Below are 25,018 nucleotides of genomic sequence, written 5' to 3'. Positions count from 1 at the left end.
GACAAATCATCCTTCCTGCAGGCGCCTTCACAAGATACCTGCGCATACTGTCAAAGAACCTTGGAGTCGGCCTCAGCGCCTTCCTCCGTGTGCCCGACGTTTCCGTCGTTGCGAGCCGCCCATTATAGCCGGCTTTTCCGCCTCGTCAACACCTTTTTTCAAGGCCGTCTCACCGAAGTGGACGTTGTTGCCGATGCTGCTTCGTCGTGCGACCCGGAGGTCTTTTCGTCGAAGCGAGCCGCCTATTATGTCAGGCTTTTCGTTTCCGTCAACACCTTCTTTCGAAGGATGTTGCCGCCGCCTTGGTTGGGTGTTCACCGGGGTGAAGACCGCGTCGCAGCGAGGGAGCGAATACTAAAGACTTCTGAAAATTCGTCAAGGCTTTTCTTCGATCTTTTTCATCGACGCGTCATCAATGCGTGCTGCTCATCTGCAGCCGCGGCAGCACGCGCGTTGCGCGTGCTGCCGCAGGCTTGCTAACAATGCATGTCTTGTCGTCAGGGATGCATGCGATGTCTGCGGTAGCCAAGCGTTCGTTGTTGCGCGATATGTCGTTGCCTGCGGTGATGGCCGGCTTCATTACGGTGTTGGTGGGCTTTGCCAGCTCGGCGGTGATCGTGTTCCAGGCCGCGCGCGCTATGGGCGCATCGCAGGCGCAGATCGCCTCGTGGATGTGGGCGCTTGGACTGGGCATGGGCATCACCTGTATTGGCCTGTCGCTGCGCTACCGCGTGCCCGTGGTGACAGCATGGTCGACGCCAGGCGCGGCCATGCTGGTGGTCGGTGCCGGTGCGGTGGGCTACAGCGATGCGATCGGTGCCTTTGTGCTGGCAGCGGTGCTGGGCATGATCGCCGGCTTCTCGGGGATCTTCGCGCGGCTGATGCAGCGGGTACCGATGGCGTTGGCCGCAGGCATGCTGGCCGGTGTACTGCTGCGCTTTGGGCTGGATGTGTTCGTGTCCATGCAGACGCAGCTGGGCATGGCACTGGCCATGTTCGCCACCTGGTTGATCGGGCGCCGGCTGTTCCCGCGCTATGCCGTGATCGCCACGCTGGGCGTGGGTATTGCCGTGGCTGCCGGCCAAGGACTGCTGCAGTTGCAGGATGTCCGCCTGCAACTGGCCACGCCGGTGTTCACCTGGCCCACGTTGTCGTGGGCGGCGGTGATCGGCGTTGCGCTGCCCCTGTTCGTGGTGACGATGGCTTCGCAGAACATCCCCGGCGTGGCCGTCATCCGCGCATCCGGCTACGACACACCGGTGTCGCCGGTGATCGGCTGGATCGGCGTGGTGAACACGCTGCTGGCGCCCTTCGGTGCTTACGGACTCAACCTGGCGGCGATCACCGCCGCGATCTGCATGGGCCGGGAGGCGCATGAGGATCCCGCGCGCCGGTACACCGCCGCGGTGGCCGCCGGCGGCTTCTATATTCTGGTGGGCCTGTTCGGTGCGACGGTGGCGGCGGTGTTCGCGGCCTTCCCCAAGGAGCTGGTGGCCTGCGTGGCCGGCATTGCCCTGTTCGGCACGATCGCCAACAGCCTGTCGATGGCGCTGCGGGAGGAGGCCGACCGCGAAGCGGCCCTGGTGACGTTCCTGGTCACCGCGTCGGGGCTGTCATTGGCCGGCATCGGTTCGGCCTTCTGGGGACTGGTGGCCGGGGGTATCTGCTTGCTGGTGCTGCGGCCGTCCGCAGCGCGCGGCTGAGCCGGATCAGGGATCCAGCAGGAAGGTCAACGCGCCGATCAGCACCACATAAATGGCCATGCCAACGAACACCGCCGACCAGCGGGTGCCGCCCAGGCCAGCCAGTGCGGCGTGCTGGGCCGTCGCGTCACCGGGATGACGTGCCTGGGCCAACGCGATCATCCGCTGGGCATGCCGCAGATACAGGTAATTGCCCACGGAACCGGCCGCGACGCTGGTCGCCACGGTGACCACCAGCGATACGCTGTCGCTGGCCCCGGCCAGGGTTTCCAGAATGGACAGGACGGTGAGCGCGCCGATCCACATGGCGGCCTGCGCGTACATGCGGCGATACAACATCCAGAACGCGCCGAACAGGAAGGCCGGCCAGCTCCAGGCGGTGGCGCTGGCCGCCTGACCGTCGGGCGCCAGGTCCAGCCGCCATTTGCGGCGGTATACCGGGAAGTTGCTGCCGACGAAGGCGGCATACGCCTGCTGCCCGTCCACCAGTGGTGCGTGCGCCGGCATGGCGCGGGCATCGACGGCAGATGCCGGCGCAGCATAGGGATCCTGGGACGGCTCGACCGGCGTCGGCGCGGTCATCGCCAGCTCGGCCACGCTGTGCAGGGGCTCCCATTGCGGCATGCCTTGCCGCCAGACCAGGGTGTCGGCGGTGATCTGGCCCTGCCCCAGCAGGTGCTGGAGCTGCACAGCGGGCAGCGGTCCCTGCCGCTGTTGCTGGTGATCGGCGTAGTACCACGGGGTATCGGACATGACTCGTTCCTGGAGGGAGAAGCACCGGTTCGCCCGTCCGGGCGTCGGCTGGGGGATTACAGGGGCAGCACGCGGAAGGTCTGGGTGAGCGTGTGGCTGGCGCCGGCCGGCAGGGTGATGACATCCGGACCGGCGTTGGCGGCCTCCAGACACACATAGTTGCGCCAGCCTGCCCCGACGTCGGCCATGCCTGCCGCCCCCGCCTGGCCCGGGTTCCAGGCCACCAGCGAGCGGCTGCCCTGGGTGGTGATTTCGATGCGCCGCTTCAGCCCGGGGTCCTTGAGCACGTAGCGGCCGCCAGCGCCGGTATAGATGCGGTCGCTGCGGCCGGGATCGCGCGGGTCGCGCAGGTTCCAGTCGCCCTGCTGCACGCGCGGGGTGGCGTAGTTCTCGAACTTGTCCAGATAGGTGAGGCCATCCAGCCCCTGCACGTCCACGGCCGTGGCGTCGTCCACCCGGAAGTAATTGTGCAGGGCCTGGGTGAAGCTGACCGGCTGGCTGCCGCTGTTCTCGGTGATCAGGCGCTGCTCCAGCGTGCGGCCGATGCGCAACTGCATGGTCAGGCGCAGCGCCAGGTTGTCCAGCGGCGGCGGGGTCAAGGTGAGCAGTAGGGTGCCGTCGGCTTCGCGGCGCGCCTCTTTGAGCGTCCACGCCACGTTGCGCACGAACCCATGCGAGGGCACATCGGTGCCCTGCCCCTGGCGGCCGAAGTACGGCCAGCACACCGGGCTGCCGCCCCGGATCGGGGTGGGCATCGGCTGCGCGCTGGGTGACAGCCACAGGAGATCCTGGCCGCCCTTGGGAACATAGGACAGCAGTTGCCCGCCGAACACCGATATGGCGGCGCTGGCAAACGGGGTGTCCACCTTCCAGACGGGGAAGCCCTGCACGGTGCCCAGGCTCAGGCCCTCGACCTTGGGCAGGGCGGCGCCAGGGCCGGCCGGAGACTGCACCAGGCGGGCGTGGTTGGGCGGGAGGGTGAACACAGTGGATGCGGGCATGGTGGTGGTCGAAGGGATCGGAATGGGAGGCGCACTGCGCAATGCAGTGAGGATGCGTTGGCCGGCGCGGCCGTCGGTGGTGGTCCAGCCCAGGCGCTGCTGTTCGATCTGGATGGCGCGGCGGGTGGCGGTGCCGATCATGCCATCGGCGGCGCCGATGTCGTGGCCACGTGCGAGCAGCAGGGTCTGCAGCTCACGGCGCTCGCTGCGGCCGATGCCGGGATCGTCAGTGGGCCAGGCCGCGACGATGCCCGGCCCGCCGCGCAGACGGTCGGACAGGGTGGCGATGGCCAGGGCATAGCTCTCTGCGGCGTTGTAGGCGTAGATCGCGTCGTAGTTGCGGAACACCAGCCAGGCCGGTCCCGTGGCGCCGGTCGGCAGCAGCAGGGCGGCGTTGCTGTCGGCGGGCAGGCCGTCCGGGGCAAGCGCGCCGCCGGCCACGGGGACGATGCCCAGCGCGCGCCAGGCGGCCAGTGGCTTGCGCTGGGTGCGGCCGGCCAGCGATGCGTTGAAGCCGGTCGGGAGTTTGACCTCCAGGCCCCAGGGCTGGCCGGTCCGCCAGCCGGCCTTGGCCAGGTAGTTGGCGGTGGAGGCCAGGGCATCGGGGATGCTGGCGACCAGATCGCGGCGACCGTCGCCATCACCGTCCACCGCGATGCGAGCGTAGGTGGACGGCATGAACTGGGTATGCCCGAACGCACCGGCCCAGGAGCCGGTGAGTCCCTCTGCCTGGAGCTCACCGGCGTCGAGCAGCCTGAGCAGGGCCAGCAGCTCGCCGCGGAAGAACGGTTGCCGACGGCCGTTGCAGGACAGCGTGGCCAGCGACTGCAGCAGCGGGCGCTTGCCGAAGACGCGACCGTAGTCGCTTTCCACCCCCCACACGGCCACGATGGTGGCGGGATCGACACCGTACTGCGCCGATACCGTGGCGAGCAGATCGTGATGCAGGGAGAGACGCGCACGGCCATCGTCCACGCGCTGGGTGTCCACCAGCGCGGCGAGGTAGTCCCACAGCGGCGTGGTGAACTCGGGCTGGGCATCCAGGAGCGGCAACACGCTCAGGTCCGGGGTGAGACCGGCGGTGAGGCGTGTGAATCCGTCAGCGCTGATGCCCTGTTTGAGCGCCTGCGGTTCCAGTGTGGCCAGGCAGCGGTCCAGATCGTCCTGCGGCGCGGCGGCAACCGAGGCGCTGGCCAGGCACATCGCGCCCAGCAGCCAGCCGGTGTAGAGCCTCATTGGCGGAAATCCTTGCAGCCAAGTGGACCTGCATCATAACGGTGCGCGCGCAGTTCAAGCCGGCTGCAGCAGTCGCAGGCCGAAGGCCGGCTCAAACGCGTTCCACGCCGCGCTCGCGCGCAGGCCGGCCTCGGCGACCAATGACGCAAATGACGCATCGGTGTACTTGTGGCTGTACTCGACCGTCATCGCCTCGCCGTCGGCGAAGTCGAACGCACGGCCGTCGACGTGCACGGTCTGGGCGCGGGTGCTGACCAGTTCGGTCTCGATGCGCAGGCGCGGCACGCTGTAACGGGCCCGGTGGCGGAAGCCGTCGAGGTCGAAGTCGCTGCCGATCTCGCGGTTGAGCCGGCGCAGCAGGTTGAGGGTGAAGTCGGCGGTGACACCCGCGGCATCGTTGTAGGCCGATTCGATCAGCACCGGGTCCTTGTGCAGGTCGATGCCGATCAGGGCCAGGCCATCAGCGCCCATTGTCTGGCGCATGGCCCGCAGCAGCGCCACGGCATCGGCGTGGGCGAAATTGCCCAGCGTGGAGCCGGGGAAGAACAGCAGCCGACGGGCCGGCGGGCGCTGCGGCGCCGGCACCTGCACCGGGCGGGTGAAGTCGGCGCAGACCGGCAGCATCTCGATGTCCGGCAAGGCCTGGGCAAGCCGCGTGATGCTGGCCAGCAGGGCGGCACGCGAGATTTCGATCGGGGTATAGGCGACCGGATCGGTGAGCGCGTGCAGCAGCAGTTCGGTCTTGCGGCCGCTGCCGCTGCCCAGCTCGACCACATGCAGGCGCGGGCCGACCACCTTGGCGATGTCGTGCGCGCAGTCCTGCAGCAGTTTCAGCTCGGTGCGTGTCGGGTAGTACTCGGGCTGGCGGGTGATCTGCTCGAACAGCGCCGAGCCACGGGCGTCGTAGAAGTACTTGGACGGCAACTGGCGCGGCCGGATGGAGAGGCCCTGCACGATATCGGCGGTGATGCGGGCGCGGTCGGGCTGCAGGTCGGTGAGCGCTTCGAGTGCGTCGCTGACCGTGCTCATGCGGCGTCCCGGGCCAGGCGCAGGCCGGCGAACTGCCAGCGCGCCGAGGGGGCGAAGAAGTTGCGGTAACTGGCGCGGACGTGTCCGGCCGGTGTGGCGCAGCTGCCGCCGCGCAGGATCCATTGACCGTTCATGAATTTACCGTTGTATTCGCCGAGATGGCCCGCGAAGGGGCGGAAGCCGGGATAGGCGCCATATGCGCTGCTGGTCCATTCCCAGACATCACCGAACAGCTGCTGCAGCGGGGCCTCGCGGCCGCCGGCAGGGTGCAGTCGATCGGCGTCGGCGAAGTGACCGTCGACCGGCTGACCTGCGGCGGCGGCCTCCCATTCGAACTCGGTGGGCAGGCGCAGGCTCCGCCAGCGCGCGTAGGCATCGGCTTCGTAATAACTGAGGTGGCAGACCGGCGCGTGCGGGTCGAGCGCACGCCAGCCGCCCAGGGTGAACTCGCGCTGCAGGGCATCGTCCCAATACAGCGGATGCTGCCAGTGCTCGGCCTGGCACAGCGCCCAGCCCTCGCTCATCCAGTGCGCCGGCTCGCGATAGCCACCGGCCGCCACGAACTGGCGGTACTCGTCGTTGCTCACCGGCCGGTTGGCCAGCGCGTGTGCGGGCACCAGCACCCGGTGCACGGGCGACTCATTGTCGTAGGCGAACCCGGCGTGGGCTGGCCATGCCGGGGCGCCGATCTCCACGATCTGCTCGGGGCTTTCCTGCCAGCGCAGCGGCACGGCCGTGCTGGGCGAACAGGCGAGATCATCACGGTAGGCCGGTTGCAGCGGGTTGCACCACAGCGCGTGCTTGATGTCGGTCAGCAGCAGCTCCTGATGCTGTTGTTCGTGCTGCAGGCCGAGCAGCAGCTGATGGTGTGTGGTGGCATCGAGCACACCGGCCTGCACCAGAGCGATCACCTGCTGGTCGACCTCGGCACGGTAGTGCAGCACCTCCTGCAGCGACGGGCGCGAGAGCAGGCCGCGCTGCGGGCGCGCGTGCGCCGGGCCGATGCTCTGGTAGTAGCTGTTGAACAGGTAGTGCCAGTCGGGGTTGAACGGCGCATAGCCCGGGCGGTTGGCCAGCACAAAGCGCTCGAAGAACCAGGTGGTGTGGGCCAGGTGCCACTTGGTCGGGCTGGCGTCCGGCATGCTCTGCACCATCGCATCTTCGGCGCTGAGCGGTGCGGCCAGCGCGACGCTGCGGGCACGGATGCCGGCGTAGCGGGTGGCCAGTGCCGCGGCCAATGGGTCGGTGGTCGGCGGCGATGGGGCGACGGCGGTATTCATCGCGATCAGGATCGAACAGCGCGGGTGAGCGCAACGTCATGGCACGGCTCACGCCGCGTTACGCAGCTCAAGTTGAATGCGCATCGGCCGCTACCGGGAGGACCATCGCCTGTGTGGTCCGGTTTGCACGATGCAGCCACGGCGCGCCGGCCCGCTCTGTGGAACCGTCCTTGCGGAATCACCTGCTACGCCAGCCCAGCCACTATCTGTTCGTACTGCCCGCCGTGCTTGCCGGGCTGGTGCTGTGGTCGGCCACCCCGGCGCAGGAGGTCGGCAGCCCGGTGCACCGCCTGCTGCCCCTGCTGCTGACCTGCCTTGGCGTGGGCGTGGCCCTGGTCTACAACCGCGTGCGGGCGCTGTGCCTGCTGCTGGCGATCGCGCTGGCCTTCGCGTTGCTGCACGGTCTGGTGGCCGGCTTCCTGCGCGATGGCGTGGTCTCTGCCACCACGCCGCTGACCTTCCATGCGGTCGCGTTGTGGTTGCCCGTTCTGTTTGTGCTGCATGGACTCTGGCCCGAGCGCGGACGCCTGCGCCAGGACCTGCTGCTGCGCGCGGTGCTGAGCGGCCTGGCGTTGGGCATCTTCGCGCTGTTGGCCGCGCAGGGGCCGCAGGGCATGCACGATCTGCTGTCCAACCGCCATTGGGCGTGGCTGCCGACCGGCTTGAGCCGACTGGCGCAACTGCCGACGCTGGCCTTCGTGGTCGCTGCGATCACGCTGTCGGTGCAGGCCGTGCGCGCACCACGCGCCCTGCATACCGCGATGCTGCTGGCGCTGCTGGCAGTGTGGGCGATGCTGCCGCGGATCTTCCTGTCGCCGGCGCTGCTGCCCGCGCTGACCAGCGTGGCGCTGCTGGCACTGGTATCGGCGATGGTGCAGGAATCGTTCCACATGGCCTTCCGCGACGAGCTGACCGGCCTGCCCGGCCGGCGGGCGCTGAACGAATGCCTGCAGCGCGTGGGCGCCACGTACACGATCGCGATGGTCGATGTGGACCACTTCAAGCGCTTCAATGACACCCACGGCCATGACATCGGCGATGACGTGCTGCGGCTGGTCGCGGCGCGGCTGGCAGGTGTGGGCGGCGGCGGGCGGGCCTTCCGCTACGGCGGCGAAGAATTCGCGCTGGTGTTCCTGGACCGCACTGCCCCGGCCTGCGTGGCAGCGGTGGAGGCGATCCGGGCGACGGTGGAAGACGCCCGCATGACACTGCGCGACCGCGCGGCGCGGACCCGCGACGACGCGGTGGGCCGCCTGCAGCGCGGCCGTGGCGGCGGTGGCGAAGTGGTGCAGGTGACGGTCAGCATCGGCGTGGCCGACAGCCGCGTTGGCGACAGCCCGCAGGCCGTGATCAAGGCCGCCGACCAGGCGCTGTATGCGGCCAAGGACGCCGGCCGCAATTGCGTGCGCGCGCACGGCCAGCAGCGCCCCGTGGCGGTACGCAGCAGCGAGGCGGCTCAGGGCAGCGCGTCGAGGTAGTACCAGCGGCCGTCCTCGCGGACGAAACGGCTGTGTTCGAGCATCTTGACCGCGCTGCCGCCACCCACCTTGTAGCGTGCGGTGAAACGTACCCGGGCGTGGTCCGGGTCCGATACGGTGTGCTCGTGGACGGTCAGGCCCAACCAGCGGGTGCGTTGGCCGTCCGCGTCGTCCAGCGACAACGTGGGGGGGCGGGTATCGGGGTGCCAGCTGGCAAGCAGGTAGTCCGGCAACTGCTTTACATAGGCGCTGTAGCGCGAGCGCATCAGCGCTTCGGCATCCGCTGCGGCCTCACCGGCGTGGACGCGGCCGCAGCAGGCGGCATACGCCAGTGGTCGGCCGCAGGGACAGGGGTCGGAATGGGTCATGCGGACATTGTGACGCGACGCTGTTGCGTCGACCACCGTCATCGCCGGTGAGCTGCCGACCAACGACCGGCTCTACCTGCGGGGTCCTGCCGGGCGTATGCTGGCGCGCTTTACGCCACGATGCCCTGCCGTGTTCGAGCTGGTTCCCCCTGAATTGTTGTGGTTGGTGGCGATTGCCTTCATCGCCGGTCTGGTCGATGCCGCCGTCGGTGGCGGCGGGCTGGTGCAGCTGCCGGGCCTGTTCACGGTGCTGCCGCAGCAGACACCGGCGATGCTGTTTGGCACCAACAAGTTCAGTTCAATGTTCGGCACCGCGGCCGCGGCCGTGCGTTATGCGCGCAATGTGCGCTTCCCGTGGCGACCGGTGCTGTTCGCGGCAGGCACCGCCTTCGTGTTTTCGTTTGCCGGGGCCACAGCGGTCAGCCTGCTGCCCAAGGATGCGGTGCGCCCGCTGGTGCTGGTGCTGCTGGTGGCGATGCTGGGCTATACATTGTGGAAGAAGGACTTCGGCGCACTGCACCGGCCGCGCGAGATCGGCCGCAGGGAGCTGGCCGCCGCACTGGCCATCGGCGCGGTGATCGGCTTCTACGACGGCTTCTTCGGACCGGGCACCGGCAGCTTCCTGATCTTCCTGTTCGTGCGCTTCTTCGGGCTGGACTTTCTGCGCGCTTCGGCCGCGTCGAAGGTGGTCAATCTGGCCACCAACCTGGCGGCCATTTCGTTCTTCGTGCCCACCGGCAACATCCTGTGGCTGTTCGCGGTGCCGATGGCCGCCGCCAACATCGTCGGCTCGGTGGTCGGCACGCGGCTGGCGCTGCGCGGCGGCACGCCGTTCATCCGCAAGCTGTTCGTCGGCCTGGTAGTGGTGCTGATCGCCCGGATGGGCTGGGATACCTTCGGCGGATAACCCCGTCGCGCGGGGCGCCGCCCGGTTGGAGCCTCCCATCGGTCGGCTCTCCCCGGGGTGCGCGGGCGTGGCCGGCCGGTCAGGCGACCGGTTCGGCGTCCTGCTGGCGGCTGCGTTCGGGCAGCTTCAGCCGCTTGGCCTCTTCGTCGTACTCGATCAGCAGCACGCCGGAGTCGTGGCGGCCGCTGATCTCGACGAAGCAGGCGCCGCCGATGAACGGCTCCAGCGTCATCACCGACTTCAGCGGCGTGGCCACCACCATCTGGAAGCCGAAGTTCTCGAAGATGTTCATCGCCAGGGCGGTGAACTCGTTGTCGGCCTTGTCGAATGCTTCGTCCAGGACCACGGCGGCATAGCTGGGCAGTTGGCTCTCGGCACCACCCAGCTGGTAGCGCAGCGCGGCCGCCAGGCAGGTGGTGGCCAGCTTCTGCCGCTGGCCACCGGACTTGCCGGCGCCACTGCGGTAGATCTCCACCTGCTGGCGGGTGGCCGCGTCCAGCTCGACGCCGATGAACTCCACGTGCAGGCGCACGTCGAGCACGTTCTCGCGCCAGCGCCGGTCCTCGCCCTCCTGTGAACCAAGGCGTTTGACCAGCTCACGCAGGACGGCGAACTGTGCCTCGGCCACCTCGCGCTCTTCGGTCTGGTGGTGCGAGAGCACTTCACGCAGCTGCTGGTGGAACTCCAGCACTTCCGGCAGGCGGCGGTCACTGAGTTCGATGGTCAGCAGGGTCCCGCGGTTGAAGGGCACCTGCTCCAGCGAGGCGTTGACCTCGTCCAGGCGCTGGCCGATCGACTTGCGGGCCTCGGCACTGTGCCGCTGAAGGGCCAGCAGGTTGTTCTTGCTCTGGTTCTGCAGCAGGTCGAAGAAACGCTCTTCGTGCTGCGGCAGGCCGTCGCGCTCCAGGCGCTGCAGGCGGGCCAGAAAGTCGTCGGCCGAGGCGACCGACGCGGTGAAGTCGCCCGATTCCTCCGGCCACGCCTGGGCGAAGCGCCGGAAGCAGGCCACCAGTTGGGTCTCGACACGATGCACCTCGTGCTGCGAGGCGGCCAGGCTTTCGTTGATGCCCTTGCTGATCTCGCGCATGTGCGCTTCGAGGGTTTCCAGGCTGAGCCCACCCAGCAGGTCCAGGCGCTGCTGCAGCCCTGCTTCCTGCGTGGCGCCGAGCGCCGGCAGTACCAGGGCGCGGCTGCGCTGGCGCTGGGCATCGAGCTTGTCGCGTTCGCGGGAGAGCTGGATGAGTTCGACGCGGGTGTCTTCGTAGGTGCGGCGGGCCTGCGCGATGTCCGCGCGGGCCTGGTCGATCTGCTGCGCCAGGCGGGCCAGATCGGCGTTGCCTTCCTTCAGTTCGCGCAGCGAGGAGGCGATGTCGTCCAGGCGCTGGAGTGCCGTGGCGACGTCCACTTCCTCCCACACGAAGTTGACCAGCTGGTTGCAGGCCAGGCGGCGGTCGTTGTCGCGGTCGCGCTGGCTGCGCAGCCGCGCGATATCCTCGTCGCATTCGGCGATGCGCTGCGCCAGCGCCTGCGCTTCCTTGCGGAACAGCGCCAGCTTGTCGCTGTTGCTGAAGCCGAGCAGCCAGCGCCGGCGGTCGCTGATGGCGTTGCGGTCGTCCTTTTCAAACCGGTCGCCCGGATGCTTGACCTGGCCTTCGCGGGAAATGCCACGGTCCACATCACGCAGCTGCTTCGCGTCCACGCACTCGTAGTCGTAGCGCTTGCCCAGTTCACGGCGCAGCCACGGCTCGAACACGCTGTCGCGGAACTCCAGCTTGTGCAGCAGCGAGCGCGCGGAGGGCTCGCGGGCGATCGCGTCGTCGTTGCGGCGCACCCGGTAATAGGTAAGCCGCATGCCAAGCTGGGTGCGGTTCACCCATGCGTTGACCTCGTTGTAGTGCTTGTCTTCCACCAGCAGCGACTGCGCGAAGCCGAACAGCACGCGCTCGATCGCGCCCTGCCAGGCGCCCTGCTCCTGGCGGACCTGGATCAGTTCGCCCACAAACGGCAGCGCCGCCTCGGGCACGCCGGTTTCCTCGGCCAGTCGGCTGCGCAGCTTCTGCAGTGGCGCGGGGATGCTCGACGGATTGCGCTCCATCGCCTCCAGTTCGGCGCGGACCTCGCCGAAGCGGCGGGTGTCGTCCTGCTTGCCGGCCAGGCGTTCGGTGATGGCATCGTCCAGCGCGGCCGCCGCCTGCTGGCGATTGTCCAGCTCAGCCTGTGCGCGGGCGATCAGCTGTGCGAAGCCGTGGGCGTCATCGGGCACGACGGCCTGCAGCGCTTCGGCTGCCTGCTGCGCCTGCCCGCGCTTGGCCTGGCGCCGGTCGCGCTCGGCCTGGGCGCGGCCATGCTCGCGTTCCAGCTCCTCGATGCGCTCGCCGCCCTGCTGGCGACGTTGGAGTTCCAGGCCGGCCAGGTGCTCCTCGTGGTTCGCCAGCGCCTGGCGGCGCTGGGTTTCTTCTCCCAGCAGCCCGCGGTGGCGCACGTCGATGGCCTGCAGGCGCTTTTCCAGCAGCTGCTGCAGACGCGATTCGCGGAAGCTGTCCAGGCCGAGCTTGAGCGTTTCCTCATCGGCACGCTGCAGGTTCATGGCCTTCAGCTCGGCGTACAGGGCACGTGCCGGCAGGAGGGTTTCGACCTGGCGCCGGGCGGTGACGACTGACTTGTGGGCGCCGTCCAGCTCGGCGAAGTCGCTGACCAGGCGCTCGGCGGCATCAAAAGTCCGCGGCGTATCCAGCATGAAATCGCGCAGGAAGACGTTCAGATCGCCCAGGTTCTTGGCCGACTGCGTCTTGTGCAGCAGCCGCAGCGCCATGTCGTTGTCGATGCCGAGCAGGTGGCGGAAGCGTTCGGCATAGCCGGTGAAGCTGTCGAAGTGGTGCACGTCGCCCAGGCGCTGCTTGAGCTTGCGCAGGTCCAGGTCGAAGCCCCCCAGGTCCTTGGCGATGTCGAACGGCCGTTCGGCGATCAGGTAGTGCTTGCGCACGTCGGCGGCGGCGGCGCCGTTGCCGGCGATCCAGAACAGGCGCACCAGGCTGACCACGCGGCCATCACCGGCGCGGTATTCCAGCACCAGGGCGGTCCAGGTGGCGCCCTTGCGCAGGTACTGCGTGGCGATTTCACCGGTGCCGCGGTCCTGCTGGTCGGCCCACGCGCCACGCACGTAGGACACCAGATTGCGGTCGCGGCCACTGCGTTCGGCTTCGCGCGCGGCGGCGTTGAAGTCGACGATCGACGGCGGCACCAGCATCGCCGACATGGCATCGAGCAAGGTCGACTTGCCCGAGCCGGACCGGCCCACGAACAGGAAACCGCGCTCGGCGATCGGCACTTCGGTCAGGCCGTTGAAGGTGCCCCAGTTGTGCACCTGCAGGCGCCGCATGCGGAACTGCTGCAGCCGCGGATCGGGCAGCCCGTCATTGAACAGGGCGGGGGTGTGCTTGGAAATGGCCATGCGTTATCGGTGGTCCGTTCAGGCTTTTGCTGCGGGGGTGTCGCGCAACTGGCGGTACACATGGGACAGCGCGGAGACGTCTTCGGCGGAGAACAGCAATTTCAATGCCGGCGACACTTCGTGGCGGTCGTCCTGTCCGGCGAGGCGGGTCAGGATGTGGTTCTCCTTCATCTTCTGCACCGCCGCGGCCACGCGTCGATTGAAGCCGGCGCGATCGGTGGACAGGTTCTTTTCGTAGATGGCCAGAGCCTCGGCCATCTCGTTGTCGGCCACCACCGCGCGGTTGCCGCGCGCATCGGCCTCGGCCAGCTGCTGGCGCAGGTACAGCAGCAGCACCGAGTCGATGAAGGTCAACGGCGAGCTGCGCAGCAGCACCGGTGCATCGATGTCCTCGGTGTCGGCCTGCCGGGTGAAGGCCACGCCGCTGTCGCGATCCAGCACCAGTTCCAGGAACAGGTCCGACAGCGCCGAGCGGATCGCGGCCTCATTGCGGATCAGCGCCGGCCACAGCTTGGCGTGGCGCAGCTGGTCGATGCTCGGGCCGATCAGCAGCTGGCACAACGCGCGGCGCCCATCCAGCGGCAGACGCCCGGTGTCGCCCATGTAGAACACGTCATTGCTTCGCCGCGGCAGCGGCGTCACCACCACCGGTTCGGCATCGTGATCGTCTGCGGCCCCGTCGATGGGGGCGACGTCATGGGAATCTTCATGCCAGTTCATGGCGTTTCTCCTGGGTGAACCAAACCAGCGGGATGCGGGCGCGTCGCCACTGTCCATCGCCGCCACGCCAATGGGCGGTTTCCTGTTCGCCGTGCACCACGGTGCCGTGGCGGGTGCCCAGCGACAGGTAGCCGATCACGCTGCCCAGCCCTTGCGGCGCCTCGCGCTGCGACAGGGCCTGGGCGATGCTGAGCCGCGGCTGCGCGCCAAGCAGTTCGTGCAGGTCGCGACGCAGGGTGCGGAAGTCGATTTCCGACGACGCCACCAGGTCACCGACGCTTTCCAGACTGATGCTGGCCGCGTCGTTGCGCTGCACGCTGCCGTCCACCTGCGCGCTGCGCGGGTCGTGCAGCTTCCATTGCGACCACGAGCGCAGGCGGCTGGTGGTGAGCTGCAGATCGCGGCCGATCGGGCGCTGGGCGGCGAAATCATCGCGCAGCGCCAGGGCCTCCGATTGCGCCTGCTTCAGCAGCTGGTTGAGGCGGCGCTGCTCGAGGTAGCCACGGCTCTGTACGAACCCGCGCAGACTGCGCGCGAAATGCTGCAGCACATCGTGGACCTGGCCGCCGCGGTCGAGCATGGTGCCGGTGAAGCCGCGCAGGAAGGCGCGCTCGTTGCGGTCCAGCTTGCGGGCAAAGCCGCGTGCCAGCACCGCCTCCAGCGCGGCATCGAGCTGGGCGCTCTGCTCGGCGTCGTTGAGCAGCCGCCAGAAGGCCTGGAAACTGCGCCCGGCATCACTGTCGCCGATCACATCCACGCCCTCGAACAGCTTGGAGAGCACGTCGCCACGCTCGCTTTCATCGTCGATGATGCGTTCGCGGAACTCGCGGTTGAGGCGCTCGAAATCATCGCGGACGCGGCGGAAGTCCTCGGTGAGATCGTCGGCCAGGCCGATGATCTGGCGCGCACGTTCCAGCGCGCGCTTGCCGTCCAGGGCCACTACCCGGCCCTCACCCACCCTTGCGATCTCCGCATCGATGCGGTCGCGTTCGTCGCGCAGCGCCGACAGGCGCGCATCGGGATTGGATTCGGTCTGGGCGGCCAGCTGCGAGAGCTGCTCGATCACCAGCGCCAGGCGGCTTTCGGTGGCCGCCACGCGGCTTTGTTCCAGGCTGTCGGCGAAGCGGATCGCCTGCAGTGCCTGCGTGGACAGTTCGTACTGCTCCTGGTCGGCGCCGTCGGGCAGGCGCCGCTCCAGCCAGCCCTGGGCAAGCCAATGGGCGATGTAGGCCTGGGCGGTACGCGGCAGCTCGCGCGACAGCTCCTCGCCGTTGAGCTGGTCCAGCGCGCGCTGCAGGCGTTCATGCAGTGCGGCCGCCGGCAGGGTGCGTTCGCCGTCCATCAGCAGGCTCTGCAGCAGGCCGATGATCTCCGGGGCGTTGGCAGCGGCCAGCAGCTTCCACTGGGGCTGTTCGCGCAGGGCGCGGTAACGGGTGATGCGTTCGCGGTGCTTCATGCAGCCAGGACATCCGGAAGAACACCGCGCAGCCAGACGCCGCGCAGCAGGAAGGGTACCGGCCCGGCACCAAGGTGCCGGGCGCGCGGCAGGTTCAGCGCTTGCCGCCCACTTCGATGAAGCGCAGGAACTCGGCGCGGGTGCGCGCGTCCTCGCGGAAGCTGCCCAGCATCTTGGAGGTGACCATGCTGACGCCGCGCTTGTGGATGCCGCGGGTGGTCATGCACTCGTGCGCACCTTCCACCACCACGCCCACGCCGACCGGCTGCAGCACGTCCTGGATGCACTGGGCGATCTGCGCGGTCATCTTTTCCTGGACCTGGAAGCGGCGCGCATACGCCTCGACCACGCGGGCCAGCTTGCTGATGCCCACCACCTTGCCCGCCGGCAGGTAGCCGACGTGCACGCGGCCGATGATCGGCGCCATGTGGTGTTCACAGTGGCTTTCGTACTCGATGTCGCGCAGCACGATCAGTTCGTCGTAGCCGGCCACTTCCTCGAAGGTACGCTCCATGTAGGCGCGCGGGTCGTCGCGGTAGCCGCTGAACCAGTCGCCATAGGCCTCGGCGACACGCCGCGGCGTATCCAACAGGCCTTCGCGGGTGGGGTCTTCACCGGCCCAGCGCAGCAGCGTGCGCACGGCCGATTCGGCATCGGCCTGGGTGACCGGGGTGGCGTCGTTGTCTTTTTCGCTCATTACATACAGCACCCGAAGGGGGGCGAGCATCGTACCCGAGAGACCCCTCGGGCGTCCCCCGCCATGCCGCCGGCGCCCGGTTCCGTTGGGCGGCGGTTGGGGCACGGCTATTGATAGGATGGAAATTAGTAGTATCCTATCTATCTGCCATGAAACGCATCCTCGACGAACGTACCCAGCTGCAGATGCAGCTCAGCTCCGGCCTGCTCTACGCAGGGCGGCAGTGGCAGCGTCTGGCCGACCAGGCCCTGGGCAGCTATGGCATTTCCGCCGCGTGCACCATGCCGCTGCTGATGATCGGGCGCGCCGGTGGGGGTATCCGCCAGGTGACGCTGGCCCAGCAACTGGGCATGGAAGGCCCGTCACTGGTGCGTCTGCTGGACAAACTCGCAGCCAGTGATCTGGTGCGCCGCGAATGCGATGCCAGCGACCGCCGCGCCAACCTGCTGTGGCTGACCGACAAGGGCGAGGCCCTGGTCAGCGAGCTGGAGTCGCAGCTGATCGGGTTGCGCGAGGACGTGTTCGGTGCGCTGTCGATGGACGAACTGCGCACCGTGCTGAAGCTCTGGCAGCTGCTGGCCGATGCCGCCGAACGCGTGACGTAAGCCGCTTTCCCCGTTGTGCCGCCCGGTGCCGTCCTGCGACGCCGGGCAATCCCCTTTCCGCTCTCCCTGCGAATCCCTTGCCTCGATGTACGGTGAATTCAGTCTCTATGGTGTGTTCGTCCCGACTCTGCTCGGGCTGATGCTGCTGGCCTACCTGCTCAAGAGCGGGCTGCGCCTGGTTCTGCAGCGCACCGGCGCCTACCGCCACATCTGGCACCCCGCCCTGTTCAACCTGGCCGTGTACGTGATCGTGCTTGGCGGGTTGTTCTCCCTGATGCGTTGGATGCAATCGTGAACAAGACCCTCAAGCGTGCTTTCCCGGTCGTGCTGACCGTTGTGGCGGTGCTCGCCGCCGTGCTGGTGCTGCGCCATCTGTGGGCGTACTACATGGATGAGCCGTGGACGCGCGATGCGCACGTCAGCGCCGATGTGGTGCAGGTGGCCCCGGACGTGTCCGGGCTGGTGGAAGCGGTGAAGGTGGCCGACAACCAGCCGGTAAAGCGCGGCGAGGTGTTGTTCGTGGTTGACCAGGCGCGCTACCGGATCGCGCTGGAACAGGCGCAGGCCGCGCTCGGCGAACGCCGCGCGACGCTGGAACAGCTGCGCCGCGAGATCGCCCGCGACCGCAGCCTGGCCGACCTGGTGGCCGCCGAGGACGCCGAAGTGCGCCGCGCCAGGCTGCAGGCCGCGCAGGCGTCGATGGCCACCGCGCAGGCCGCCGTCGACCTGGCCCGGCTCAACCTGGCCCGGACCGAGGTGCGCAGCCCGAGCGACGGGCACGTCAACGACCGCACCGTGCGCGCCGGCGACTACGTGACTGCCGGGCGACCGGTGATGGCGGTACTGGACACCGGATCCTTCCGCATCGACGGCTACTTCGAGGAAACCCGCCTGCGCGGCGTGCATGCCGGGCAGAAGGTCGATATCCGCCTGATGGGCGAGGCACAGCCACTGCAGGGCCACGTGCAGAGCATCGCCGCCGGCATCGAGGACCGTTACCGCAGCGAAGGCAGCAGCCTGCTGCCGAACGTCACCCCGGCGTTCGACTGGGTACGCCTGGCCCAGCGCATCCCGGTGCGCATCCATATCGACCGCGTGCCGGCCGGCGTGAACCTGATCGCCGGGCGCACCGCCACGGTGACCATCGAGCCGGACGTCGCCACTCCCACCCCGGCGCAACCGGCACGGGCGGCACTGTGAACCGCCCGGCCCTGCACCGCATCGCCTTCGCCCTGGCGCTGACCAGCAGCCTGGCGGCATGCCGCACGGTCGGCCCGGATTACGCGGTACCGGCCGGTTCGGCTTTCCAGCGCCCCGAGGCCAACGCAGCGTTCATCGACACCGCCAACCCGCAGGTGGCCCCTGGCGCCGAGTTGCCGGCACGCTGGTGGGAGCTGTACCAGGACGCCACGCTCAATGGACTGGTGGAACAGGCGCTGCGCGACAACGTGGAACTGAAGGTCGCCGATGCCAACCTGCGTCGCGCTGCGGCCGTGTACGAGCAGGCGCTGGATGCCGGTGGTTTCGAGTACGAAGTCGAGGCCGGGGTGAGCCGCGCGCAGCTGTCGGCGGAATCGTTCCTGCTCGAGCACGAGCTGCCGCCGATCAACCTGGCCGACGGCACATTCGCGGTGTCCTACCAGTTCGACCTGTTCGGCAAGCTCAAGCGCGCCTCCGAAGCGGCGCGGGCCGATGAGCAGTCGGTGGCCGCGGCGATGGACCTGGCACGGGTCTCGCTGGTGGCCCAGGTCGCCGGCAGCTACGTGGAGATCTGCCACGCCAACCACGAACTGCACGTGGCCGAACATTCCCTGCAGCTGCAGCAGCGCAGCCGCGAGGTGACCCAGCGGCTGATCAGCGCCGGGCGCGGCACGCCGCCGGAGCTGGCCCGCGCCAACGCACAGGTCGCGATGCTGGAGGCGGCGCTGCCGCCGCTGCGCGCGCACCGCCAGGCCTCGGAGTATCAGCTGGCCGCCCTGCTCGGCCGCACCCCGGGCCAGCTGCCCGAGGGCGTGGACGCGTGCGACCACGCCCCGACCCTGGCCCAGCCGCTGCCGGTGGGCGATGGCCGCGCGCTGCTGCAGCGCCGCCCCGACATCCGCCAGGCCGAACGGAAGCTGGCTGCGGCCACCGCGCGGATCGGCGTGGCCACCGCCGAGCTGTACCCGGACATCCGCCTGGGCGCGTCGCTTGGCGCGGCCGGCCTGCTCGCCGATGTCGGCGAGCCGCTGACCCGGCAGTGGTCGTTCGGCCCGCTGATCTCGTGGACGCTGCCGTCCTCGGGTACCCACGCGCGCATCCACGCCACCGAAGCCGGGGCAGATGCGGCGCTGGCCGAGTTCGACCACAGCGTGCTGCAGGCGCTGCGCGAAACCCAGACCGCGTTGAGCCGCTACGCACACGACCTGCAGCGCCTGCAGTCGCTGCAGCAGGCGCAGGCCCAGGCGGCGCTGGCCGCCGAGCAGAACCGCCGGCTGTACCAGGGCGGGCGCACGCCGTACCTGTCCAGCCTGGACGCCGACCGCACCCTGGTTTCGGCCGACGCCACGCTCGCACAGCAGCAGGCGCAGGTCTCGCGCGACCAGATCCAGCTGTTCCTGGTCCTCGGTGGCGGCTGGAACGCCGATGCGGTAGCCCAGGCGCCGGTTGCTGGTCGGCAGGACTGACCCATGCTGCTGCTCGACCGCCAAGCCTGGCTGTTCTCGGTAAAGACCTTCCTGGCCGCACTCGCCGCGCTCTATATCGGCCTGGCCGGCAATCTGTCGCGCCCGTACTGGGCGATGGCCACGGTGTACATCGTGACCCAGCCGATGCTCGGGCCAACGCGTGCCAAGGGCGTGTACCGCATCGTCGGCACGCTGATCGCCGGCGCGGCCACGCTGTGGATGCTGCCGCACCTGGTGGAGACGCCGCTGCTGCTGAGCGCGGCGATGTCGTTGTGGCTGTCGGCCTGCCTGTTCATCGCCCTGCTCAACCGGGGCCCGCGCGGCTACGCGTTCCTGCTGGCCGGCTACACCACGGCGTTCATCGGTTTTCCGGCGGTGACCTCGCCGGACACCATCTTCGACACCGTGGTGGCGCGCAGCGAGGAGATCATCCTGGGCACGGTGGTGGCGGTGCTGTTCGCTTCGCTGTTCTTCCCGACGTCGGTGCGGCCGATGCTGCGCTCGCGGATCGGCAACTGGATGGGCGATGCGGCGCAGTGGTGCCGCCAGATCCTCACCCGGGGGCACGCGCATGCGCCACGCAACCGGCTGGCGGCTGACCTGGTGCAGTTCGAGGCGCTGATCGAGTTCCTGCGCCGCGATGACCCGCGCCACGCGGGGGCTGCCGTGTCGATGGAGCGCCTACGCGAGCGCATGCTGCTGATGCTGCCGGTGCTGTCATCCATCGCCGACCGGCTGGGCGCGTTGCGCGCCGGCGGGCGCGCGCTGCCGCCGGGCCTGGAACCGCTGGTGGACGACATCGCGCAGTGGCTGGAACACCCCGAGCGCTCCAGCGCCAGCGGGTATGCGGCGCTGCGCGAGCGCATCCGCGCGCTGAAGCCGGCGGTGGACGGCGAACTGGACCACCTGCTGCTGGTCACGCTGCTGCTGCGGCTGGAGGAGCTGGTGGACCTGTGGCAGGACTGCACGTCCCTGCAGCAGGCAATCGAAGCGGGCAGCGCGCCGCGCGACGCCACCCACTACCGCATCCGTGCGCGTCGTGGCGGCGATGCGCGCCATGTCGATTACGGCATGGCGCTGTTCTCGGCCGCCAGCGCCGGGGTGGCGCTGATGACCTACTGCGCGCTGTGGATCGGCCTGGGCTGGGAGGGCGGTGGCAACGGCGCGATGATGGCCGCGGTGGCCGCCGCCTTCTTCGCCGCGCAGGACGACCCCGCGCCGAGCATGCTGTCCTTCCTGCTGTGGGCGATCGTGGCCAGCCTGGTCGCCGGCGTGTACCTGTTCGGCATCTTCCCCGCGGTGCACGACTTCGGCAGCCTGGCCCTGGTGCTGGCGGTGATTTTCCTGCCATTGGGGCTGCTGCTGCACCGGCCGCAGACGGCCCTGATCGGGCTGCCGCTGACGGTCAACCTGGTGGCGCTGCTCAATGTGCAGAACACCTACAACGCCAACATCCAGAGTTTCATCAACTCTTCGGTGGCGATGTTCATCGGCATCGGGTTCGCGGTGGTGATGACCCGCCTGTTCCGCTCCGTCGGTGCCGAATGGACCGCACGACGACTGGTCCGCCAGGGCTGGAGTACGTTGGCCGAAGCGGCCGAAGGGCGCGGCCAGCAGGACCGCCAGCAGTTTGCCGCGCGCATGCTGGACCTGCTGGGCCTGCTCGCCCCGCGCCTGGCCGCCACGCCGGAGGGCAGCGACATCGCCTCGGTGGATATGCTCACCGAAGCGCGCGTCGGCCTGAACATCCTGCAGCTGCGCCGCGCCCGGCATGGCCTGCCCGAGGCGAGCGCGCAGGCGATCGAGGCGATCCTGGACGATGTGGCCGCGCACTACCGCGCGCAGGTGGCGCAGCGGCGTCCGCTGCCGGCGCCGGAAGGCCTGCAGGCGCGCCTGGATGCCTCGCTCAAGCGCGTGCAGACCGTGGACCCGGGCAAGGCCCGCGACGAGGCACTGATGGGCGTGCTGGGCCTGCGCTACGGCCTGTTCCCCGAACGCATGCCGGTGCCGGCCCCGCCGCCGGTGGGCGCGGTACCCGCCGCACGCTGAGTCACCGGCACGGGTTGGCAGATGCCGACAACGGCGTGCAACGCCCTGCCCGCCGGCGCTGCCGTGGGCTGGCTATACAGCAGGTGCATCGGGCACCGCGCTGCCTGCGATGCGACTCTTTCCGGAGACCTGCGCATGCACGCCGTCCCGCTTCCCGCTCCCCCGCCGCTGCGCGCGGCGCATTGCCTGGCCGCGCCTTTGCCGGCCGCGCCGGGCCCACAGCTGTTCACCCTGGACACGCTCGGCCTGCCCGCTTCGTTTCTGGATGACGTCGCCAGCCACGCCGACAGCCTGTGCTGGGATCCCTACGACGTACAGGTGCGGCGGCGCCGTGTCCTGCAGCGCTACCGCTGCATTCTGGCCGCGCCGCAGCGCGACCTGCTTGATGCCTGCGATGGCGATGCCGGCCACCCGGCCTGGCCGGTCCTGCTGGACGGGTTGCCGGGCATCCTCGCCGACGCCCTGCGCCGCGTCGCACCGCACCGGCGACGGGCCATGCGCACGTATCTGGCCGATCGCCGTGTGGACGGCAGCTGGTGGCTGCAACCTCTGCCCGACACGGTCTTCGAGCAACCCGGCAATGCCGATCGCATCGCGCGCCGGCAGTTCGCACCGCTCTCGCCCATGCTGAGCAACCATCCGGGCCTGCTGCGGCTGCTCGCCTGCGTCGCCGAAACCGTGCATGCCCGCCGCGCCGCCACCCGGCTGCGGTTGGTGGTGCACCAGATGCTGACGGTCGCCGGCCTCGCCGGCGGCACCGAACCCGCCCCCGAAGGCATCCACCAGGACGGGGCGGACTTCATCGTGTCGGCGCTGGTGGTGCGCCGGCGCGGCATTCACGGCGGGGTGTCGCGGGTGCGCCGCGGTCCGACCGGCCCGGTGCACCTGGAACGCGCGCTGGCTGAAGGCGAAGGCATTTTCCAGCCGGACACGCGCTCGCCCTGGTGGCACGAGGTCAGCACGATCCATGCCGATGCGGCTGCGTTCGAGGGCTATCGGATGATCCTCGGGGTGGATGCCCACCTCCTGCCCGACGCGACTGCATGAGCGCGCCGCGCCGTGCGAGGCCGCCATCCGGGCGGCGCGGGCGCACGCCGTCGGTCTGGCGCGCGCGGCTGCTGCGGCTGGTGCATCTGGTCGCCGAACAGGCGCTGCCGCTGACCATCGCCGGCGTCTCGTTCGTGATCGCGCTCGACGCATGGTTGGCGGCGCGGCCGGTGCTGTGGGAGCACCAGCGCGCGCTGGCGTCGCTGTCGATCGCCAGCGAACTGGAGGCCGAGGACGCCACCGGGATCGACACCCGCCACACCATCACCATCAGCAACGTGGGCGAGCTGAGCTTTGCGGTGCTTGATGTGCAGATCGGGTTGCTGCTGGCCGACGGCATGCAGGCGCCGTGGCTGCAGAGCACGCTGCTGCAGGAAACACCCGGCGCACTGCCGATCGGACTGCGTCCCTTCCACCTGGAAGCGGGGCGGGATGGGCGCAGCGCGCGTTTCGCATTCGGTGCGGAGTCGTCGGGCTGGCACGTCATCGACCCGGGGCGTTCGGTGGACCTGGTGTTCGCCCAGCCGGTGCAGGGCCACGGACGGCTGGGCATCACCGTGGAAGTGTTCACCCAGCCGCTGCAGATGGGCGCAATGGCCGACCAGATCACCGTCGAGCGCATCATCGCCGGGCGACGCCGCCAGGTGTTTCCCGAGTCCGGCCCGGACGAGATCTCCGACCTGGGCGTGTTTCCGTACAGCGCGGCCAGTGTGGTGATCCTCTCCGACAGCCGGCCGGCGCGGTCCATGCCCGCCCCGAGCACGCCGACGCCCCGTCGCGCACGCCGCTGGAACGACGCGGCAAACCCCTGAAACACGACGACCGGCGCGGCGCTGGGCGGCGCCCTATATCTGTGCTGGCGCACGCCAGGCGCACCGAATCCGTTTCCGCAAGGAGTGCCGCGATGCCATTGCCCGCCAACCCGACGCCCGCCGACACCCTGGATGCTGCGCGCCGGCGGCGCGCGTTCGTGCGGATGGCGCTGGTACGCATCGCCGCGCTGTTGTGCGCGGTCCTGCTCGGGTTGTGCGCGCCGCCCGCGCCGGCCCACGCCGACGACCTGCCCCGCGTCACCCGCCTGCATGGCCACCTGGAGCTGGACTACACCGTGGAAGTACACGTGGACAACCTGGCGGCGTGGGCCGAGCACAACGACCCGCGCCACCTGGTGCCGTATATCGATGGACGCGCCCTGCCCGGCAACGCGCCCGAGGCAATCGACCTGGCGCACGGGCGGCTGCTGTTCCACCTGCGCATCACCGATGACAACCGCGCGGTGTGGATGGACCTGCTCGGCTCGCCGGCCGGACTGCGGCGCCCGGTGACGTTCAGTGTGGGACGTGTGGATGGCTCGCCGTTCGACACTCACCACGATGCCAGCCAGCGCGTGCTGCTGACGGTGATCTCCCCGGTGTACGGCACCATCGCGCTGGTGCTGGTGGTGCTGATGCTGGCGGTCTTCGTGCACCTGGCGCGCACCACCAGCATCATCCGCAAGCCGGGCCCGGGCCCGCACCAGCCCTACGACCTCGGGCGCTTCCAGATGGCCGTCTGGTTCTTCCTGATCTACGTGTCCTACACCGCGATCTGGCTGGTCACCGACGCCACCGACACCATCCACGCCTCGCTGCTGGCTCTGCTGGGCATCAGTGCCGGCACCGCGCTCAGCGAGGCGATGATCGATGCCGGCAGCGCGCAGCGCCGGTCAGCACAGCACACCGACCCTGCTGCCGATCCGCCCGCGGCAGCGCCGGTGCCGACACCACCGCCGGCCCGCTCGCAGGGGCTGCTGCACGACCTGCTCTCGGACACGCAGGGCTACCGCTTCGATCGCTTCCAGATCTTTGCGTTCACCTTGATTCTGGGCGTGATCTTCATCGCCGACGTCTACAACAACCTGAGCATGCCCGAGCTGAGCCCGACGCTGCTGGGGCTGATGGGCCTGAGCTCGGGCACCTACATCGGCTTCAAGTTCCCCGACCGCACATGAGCCCGCGCCCCCCGGCGTGGCCCCTCCCCCTGGATGCACCCAGACCACACGAGGATCCACGATGAACACGATGACACTCAGCCAGCAGGGAATCGACTGGCTCAAGCGGGTGGAAGGCCAACGCCTGCAACCCTATGACGACCAGACCGGAAAGGCGATCACCGCCTGGGTACCCGGCGCCACCGTGGGCTACGGCCATCTGATCGTGGCAACCGAATGGAAGACGCTCGGCAGGGTGATCACGCTCGAGGAAGCCGAGGCATTGCTGCGCCAGGACCTGGCGCCGTTCGAGGCGACCGTGCGCGGCTGCATCGGCACCACGCTGACCCAATGCCAGTTCGATGCGTTGACCATCCTGTGCTTCAACATCGGCGGCGGCAGCTTCAAGGCGTCTTCGGTGGTGCGGATGATCAACCGCCCGCAGGCCCCGACGTCCTACGCAAGCCTGCAGGCCGCGTGGATGGCCTGGACCCGCTCGCAGGGCAAGGTGATGCAGGGCCTGGTCAACCGGCGCGCCGCCGAATGGCGCATGTACGACAGCGGCAGCTACGCGCACTGGTGAGGCCCTGCGTGCCGCCACGG

At 69.2% G+C, this 25,018-nt stretch carries 22 protein-coding genes; 13 read left to right on the top strand and 9 right to left on the bottom strand.

The features are described 5' to 3' along the window. Nucleotides 1–480: hypothetical protein (locus tag ACPEH8_RS13060; protein WP_423667011.1), on the top strand; the 480-nt coding region annotated here is incomplete at its 5' end. A gap of 32 nt (nt 481–512) precedes the next feature. Further along, nucleotides 513–1,703, top strand: coding sequence for a benzoate/H(+) symporter BenE family transporter (locus tag ACPEH8_RS13055; protein ID WP_026070633.1), 1,191 nt, complete (start codon nt 513–515; stop codon nt 1,701–1,703). A 6-nt stretch (nt 1,704–1,709) separates the two neighbouring features. On the opposite strand, the gene ACPEH8_RS13050 is transcribed toward ACPEH8_RS13055, so the two are convergent. From ACPEH8_RS13050 to egtB, 4 genes are all read right to left on the bottom strand, one after another. Then, nucleotides 1,710–2,456 carry a GYF domain-containing protein gene (locus tag ACPEH8_RS13050; RefSeq protein WP_262071975.1) on the bottom strand — a complete coding sequence of 249 codons (747 nt, stop codon included), beginning with the start codon at nt 2,454–2,456 and terminating at the stop codon, nt 1,710–1,712. Between the two features lie 56 nt (nt 2,457–2,512). Further along, entirely contained in the window at nt 2,513–4,660 is a 2,148-nt protein-coding gene (locus tag ACPEH8_RS13045; protein WP_423667023.1) for a lytic murein transglycosylase, read from the bottom strand. A gap of 87 nt (nt 4,661–4,747) precedes the next feature. Then, nucleotides 4,748–5,722 (bottom strand): L-histidine N(alpha)-methyltransferase, encoded by a 975-nt coding sequence (egtD, locus tag ACPEH8_RS13040; protein ID WP_287255307.1) that lies wholly within the window; start codon nt 5,720–5,722, stop codon nt 4,748–4,750. Continuing rightward, nucleotides 5,719–7,002, bottom strand: coding sequence for an ergothioneine biosynthesis protein EgtB (egtB, locus tag ACPEH8_RS13035; RefSeq protein WP_423667008.1), 1,284 nt, complete (start codon nt 7,000–7,002; stop codon nt 5,719–5,721). The genes egtD and egtB overlap by 4 nt, the downstream gene beginning before the upstream one ends. 170 nt (nt 7,003–7,172) lie before the next feature. On the opposite strand from egtB, the gene ACPEH8_RS13030 reads away from it, so the two are divergent. Next, nucleotides 7,173–8,480, top strand: coding sequence for a GGDEF domain-containing protein (locus tag ACPEH8_RS13030; RefSeq protein WP_153165506.1), 1,308 nt, complete (start codon nt 7,173–7,175; stop codon nt 8,478–8,480). Here the strand turns inward: ACPEH8_RS13030 and ACPEH8_RS13025 are convergent. After that, complete coding sequence (locus ACPEH8_RS13025; RefSeq protein WP_017354733.1) at nt 8,459–8,848, bottom strand: YchJ family metal-binding protein; 390 nt, start codon at nt 8,846–8,848, stop codon at nt 8,459–8,461. The two genes, ACPEH8_RS13030 and ACPEH8_RS13025, sit on opposite strands and share 22 nt — an antisense overlap. A gap of 130 nt (nt 8,849–8,978) precedes the next feature. Here ACPEH8_RS13025 and ACPEH8_RS13020 point away from each other — a divergent pair, with 130 nt between their 5' ends. After that, nucleotides 8,979–9,755: a sulfite exporter TauE/SafE family protein gene (locus ACPEH8_RS13020; protein ID WP_136006881.1), complete on the top strand. Its 777-nt coding sequence runs from the start codon at nt 8,979–8,981 to the stop codon at nt 9,753–9,755. Nucleotides 9,756–9,834: 79 nt separating this feature from the next. Here the strand turns inward: ACPEH8_RS13020 and ACPEH8_RS13015 are convergent, their stop codons facing one another. From ACPEH8_RS13015 to folE, 4 genes are all read right to left on the bottom strand, one after another. Then, complete coding sequence (locus ACPEH8_RS13015) at nt 9,835–13,206, bottom strand: ATP-binding protein (RefSeq protein ID WP_017354735.1); 3,372 nt, start codon at nt 13,204–13,206, stop codon at nt 9,835–9,837. Nucleotides 13,207–13,224: 18 nt separating this feature from the next. Next, nucleotides 13,225–13,926 carry a DUF4194 domain-containing protein gene (locus tag ACPEH8_RS13010; protein ID WP_017354736.1) on the bottom strand — a complete coding sequence of 234 codons (702 nt, stop codon included), beginning with the start codon at nt 13,924–13,926 and terminating at the stop codon, nt 13,225–13,227. Continuing rightward, nucleotides 13,913–15,382, bottom strand: coding sequence for a DUF3375 domain-containing protein (locus tag ACPEH8_RS13005; RefSeq protein ID WP_017354737.1), 1,470 nt, complete (start codon nt 15,380–15,382; stop codon nt 13,913–13,915). The genes ACPEH8_RS13010 and ACPEH8_RS13005 overlap by 14 nt, the downstream gene beginning before the upstream one ends. Nucleotides 15,383–15,476: 94 nt before the next feature. After that, nucleotides 15,477–16,079, bottom strand: a complete 603-nt coding sequence (gene folE / locus ACPEH8_RS13000) for a GTP cyclohydrolase I FolE (protein ID WP_017354738.1) — start codon at nt 16,077–16,079, stop codon at nt 15,477–15,479. Between the two features lie 149 nt (nt 16,080–16,228). Here folE and ACPEH8_RS12995 point away from each other — a divergent pair, with 149 nt between their 5' ends. From ACPEH8_RS12995 to ACPEH8_RS12955, 9 genes are all read left to right on the top strand, one after another. Continuing rightward, on the top strand, nt 16,229–16,684 hold the full coding sequence (locus tag ACPEH8_RS12995; protein ID WP_017354739.1) for a MarR family winged helix-turn-helix transcriptional regulator: 456 nt from the start codon (nt 16,229–16,231) through the stop codon (nt 16,682–16,684). An 85-nt stretch (nt 16,685–16,769) separates the two neighbouring features. Next, a complete protein-coding gene (locus ACPEH8_RS12990) occupies nt 16,770–16,979 on the top strand; it encodes a DUF1656 domain-containing protein (RefSeq protein ID WP_017354740.1) in 210 nt (69 codons plus the stop codon). After that, a complete protein-coding gene (locus ACPEH8_RS12985) occupies nt 16,976–17,884 on the top strand; it encodes an HlyD family secretion protein (protein WP_017354741.1) in 909 nt (302 codons plus the stop codon). Before ACPEH8_RS12990 ends, ACPEH8_RS12985 begins: the two co-directional genes overlap by 4 nt. After that, the gene (locus ACPEH8_RS12980) at nt 17,881–19,350 is read left to right on the top strand and encodes an efflux transporter outer membrane subunit (RefSeq protein WP_423667005.1); all 1,470 of its coding nucleotides are present in this window, start codon (nt 17,881–17,883) and stop codon (nt 19,348–19,350) included. The genes ACPEH8_RS12985 and ACPEH8_RS12980 overlap by 4 nt, the downstream gene beginning before the upstream one ends. 3 nt (nt 19,351–19,353) lie before the next feature. Further along, entirely contained in the window at nt 19,354–21,399 is a 2,046-nt protein-coding gene (locus ACPEH8_RS12975) for an FUSC family protein (protein WP_423667003.1), read from the top strand. Nucleotides 21,400–21,534: 135 nt separating this feature from the next. Further along, nucleotides 21,535–22,446 carry a 2OG-Fe dioxygenase family protein gene (locus ACPEH8_RS12970; RefSeq protein WP_423667000.1) on the top strand — a complete coding sequence of 304 codons (912 nt, stop codon included), beginning with the start codon at nt 21,535–21,537 and terminating at the stop codon, nt 22,444–22,446. After that, nucleotides 22,443–23,258, top strand: a complete 816-nt coding sequence (locus ACPEH8_RS12965; RefSeq protein ID WP_423666997.1) for a hypothetical protein — start codon at nt 22,443–22,445, stop codon at nt 23,256–23,258. Before ACPEH8_RS12970 ends, ACPEH8_RS12965 begins: the two co-directional genes overlap by 4 nt. A 92-nt stretch (nt 23,259–23,350) precedes the next feature. Further along, the gene (locus ACPEH8_RS12960; RefSeq protein ID WP_037591828.1) at nt 23,351–24,436 is read left to right on the top strand and encodes a hypothetical protein; all 1,086 of its coding nucleotides are present in this window, start codon (nt 23,351–23,353) and stop codon (nt 24,434–24,436) included. A 61-nt stretch (nt 24,437–24,497) separates the two neighbouring features. Further along, complete coding sequence (locus ACPEH8_RS12955; protein WP_017357512.1) at nt 24,498–24,998, top strand: lysozyme; 501 nt, start codon at nt 24,498–24,500, stop codon at nt 24,996–24,998. The last annotated feature ends 20 nt before the right edge of the window (nt 24,999–25,018 follow it).

The organism is Stenotrophomonas sp. NPDC077461, assembly GCF_049545475.1.
In the GTDB taxonomy this organism is placed as follows: Bacteria; Pseudomonadota; Gammaproteobacteria; order Xanthomonadales; family Xanthomonadaceae; genus Stenotrophomonas; species Stenotrophomonas nematodicola.
This window is presented reverse-complemented; position numbering and strand designations above follow the sequence as displayed.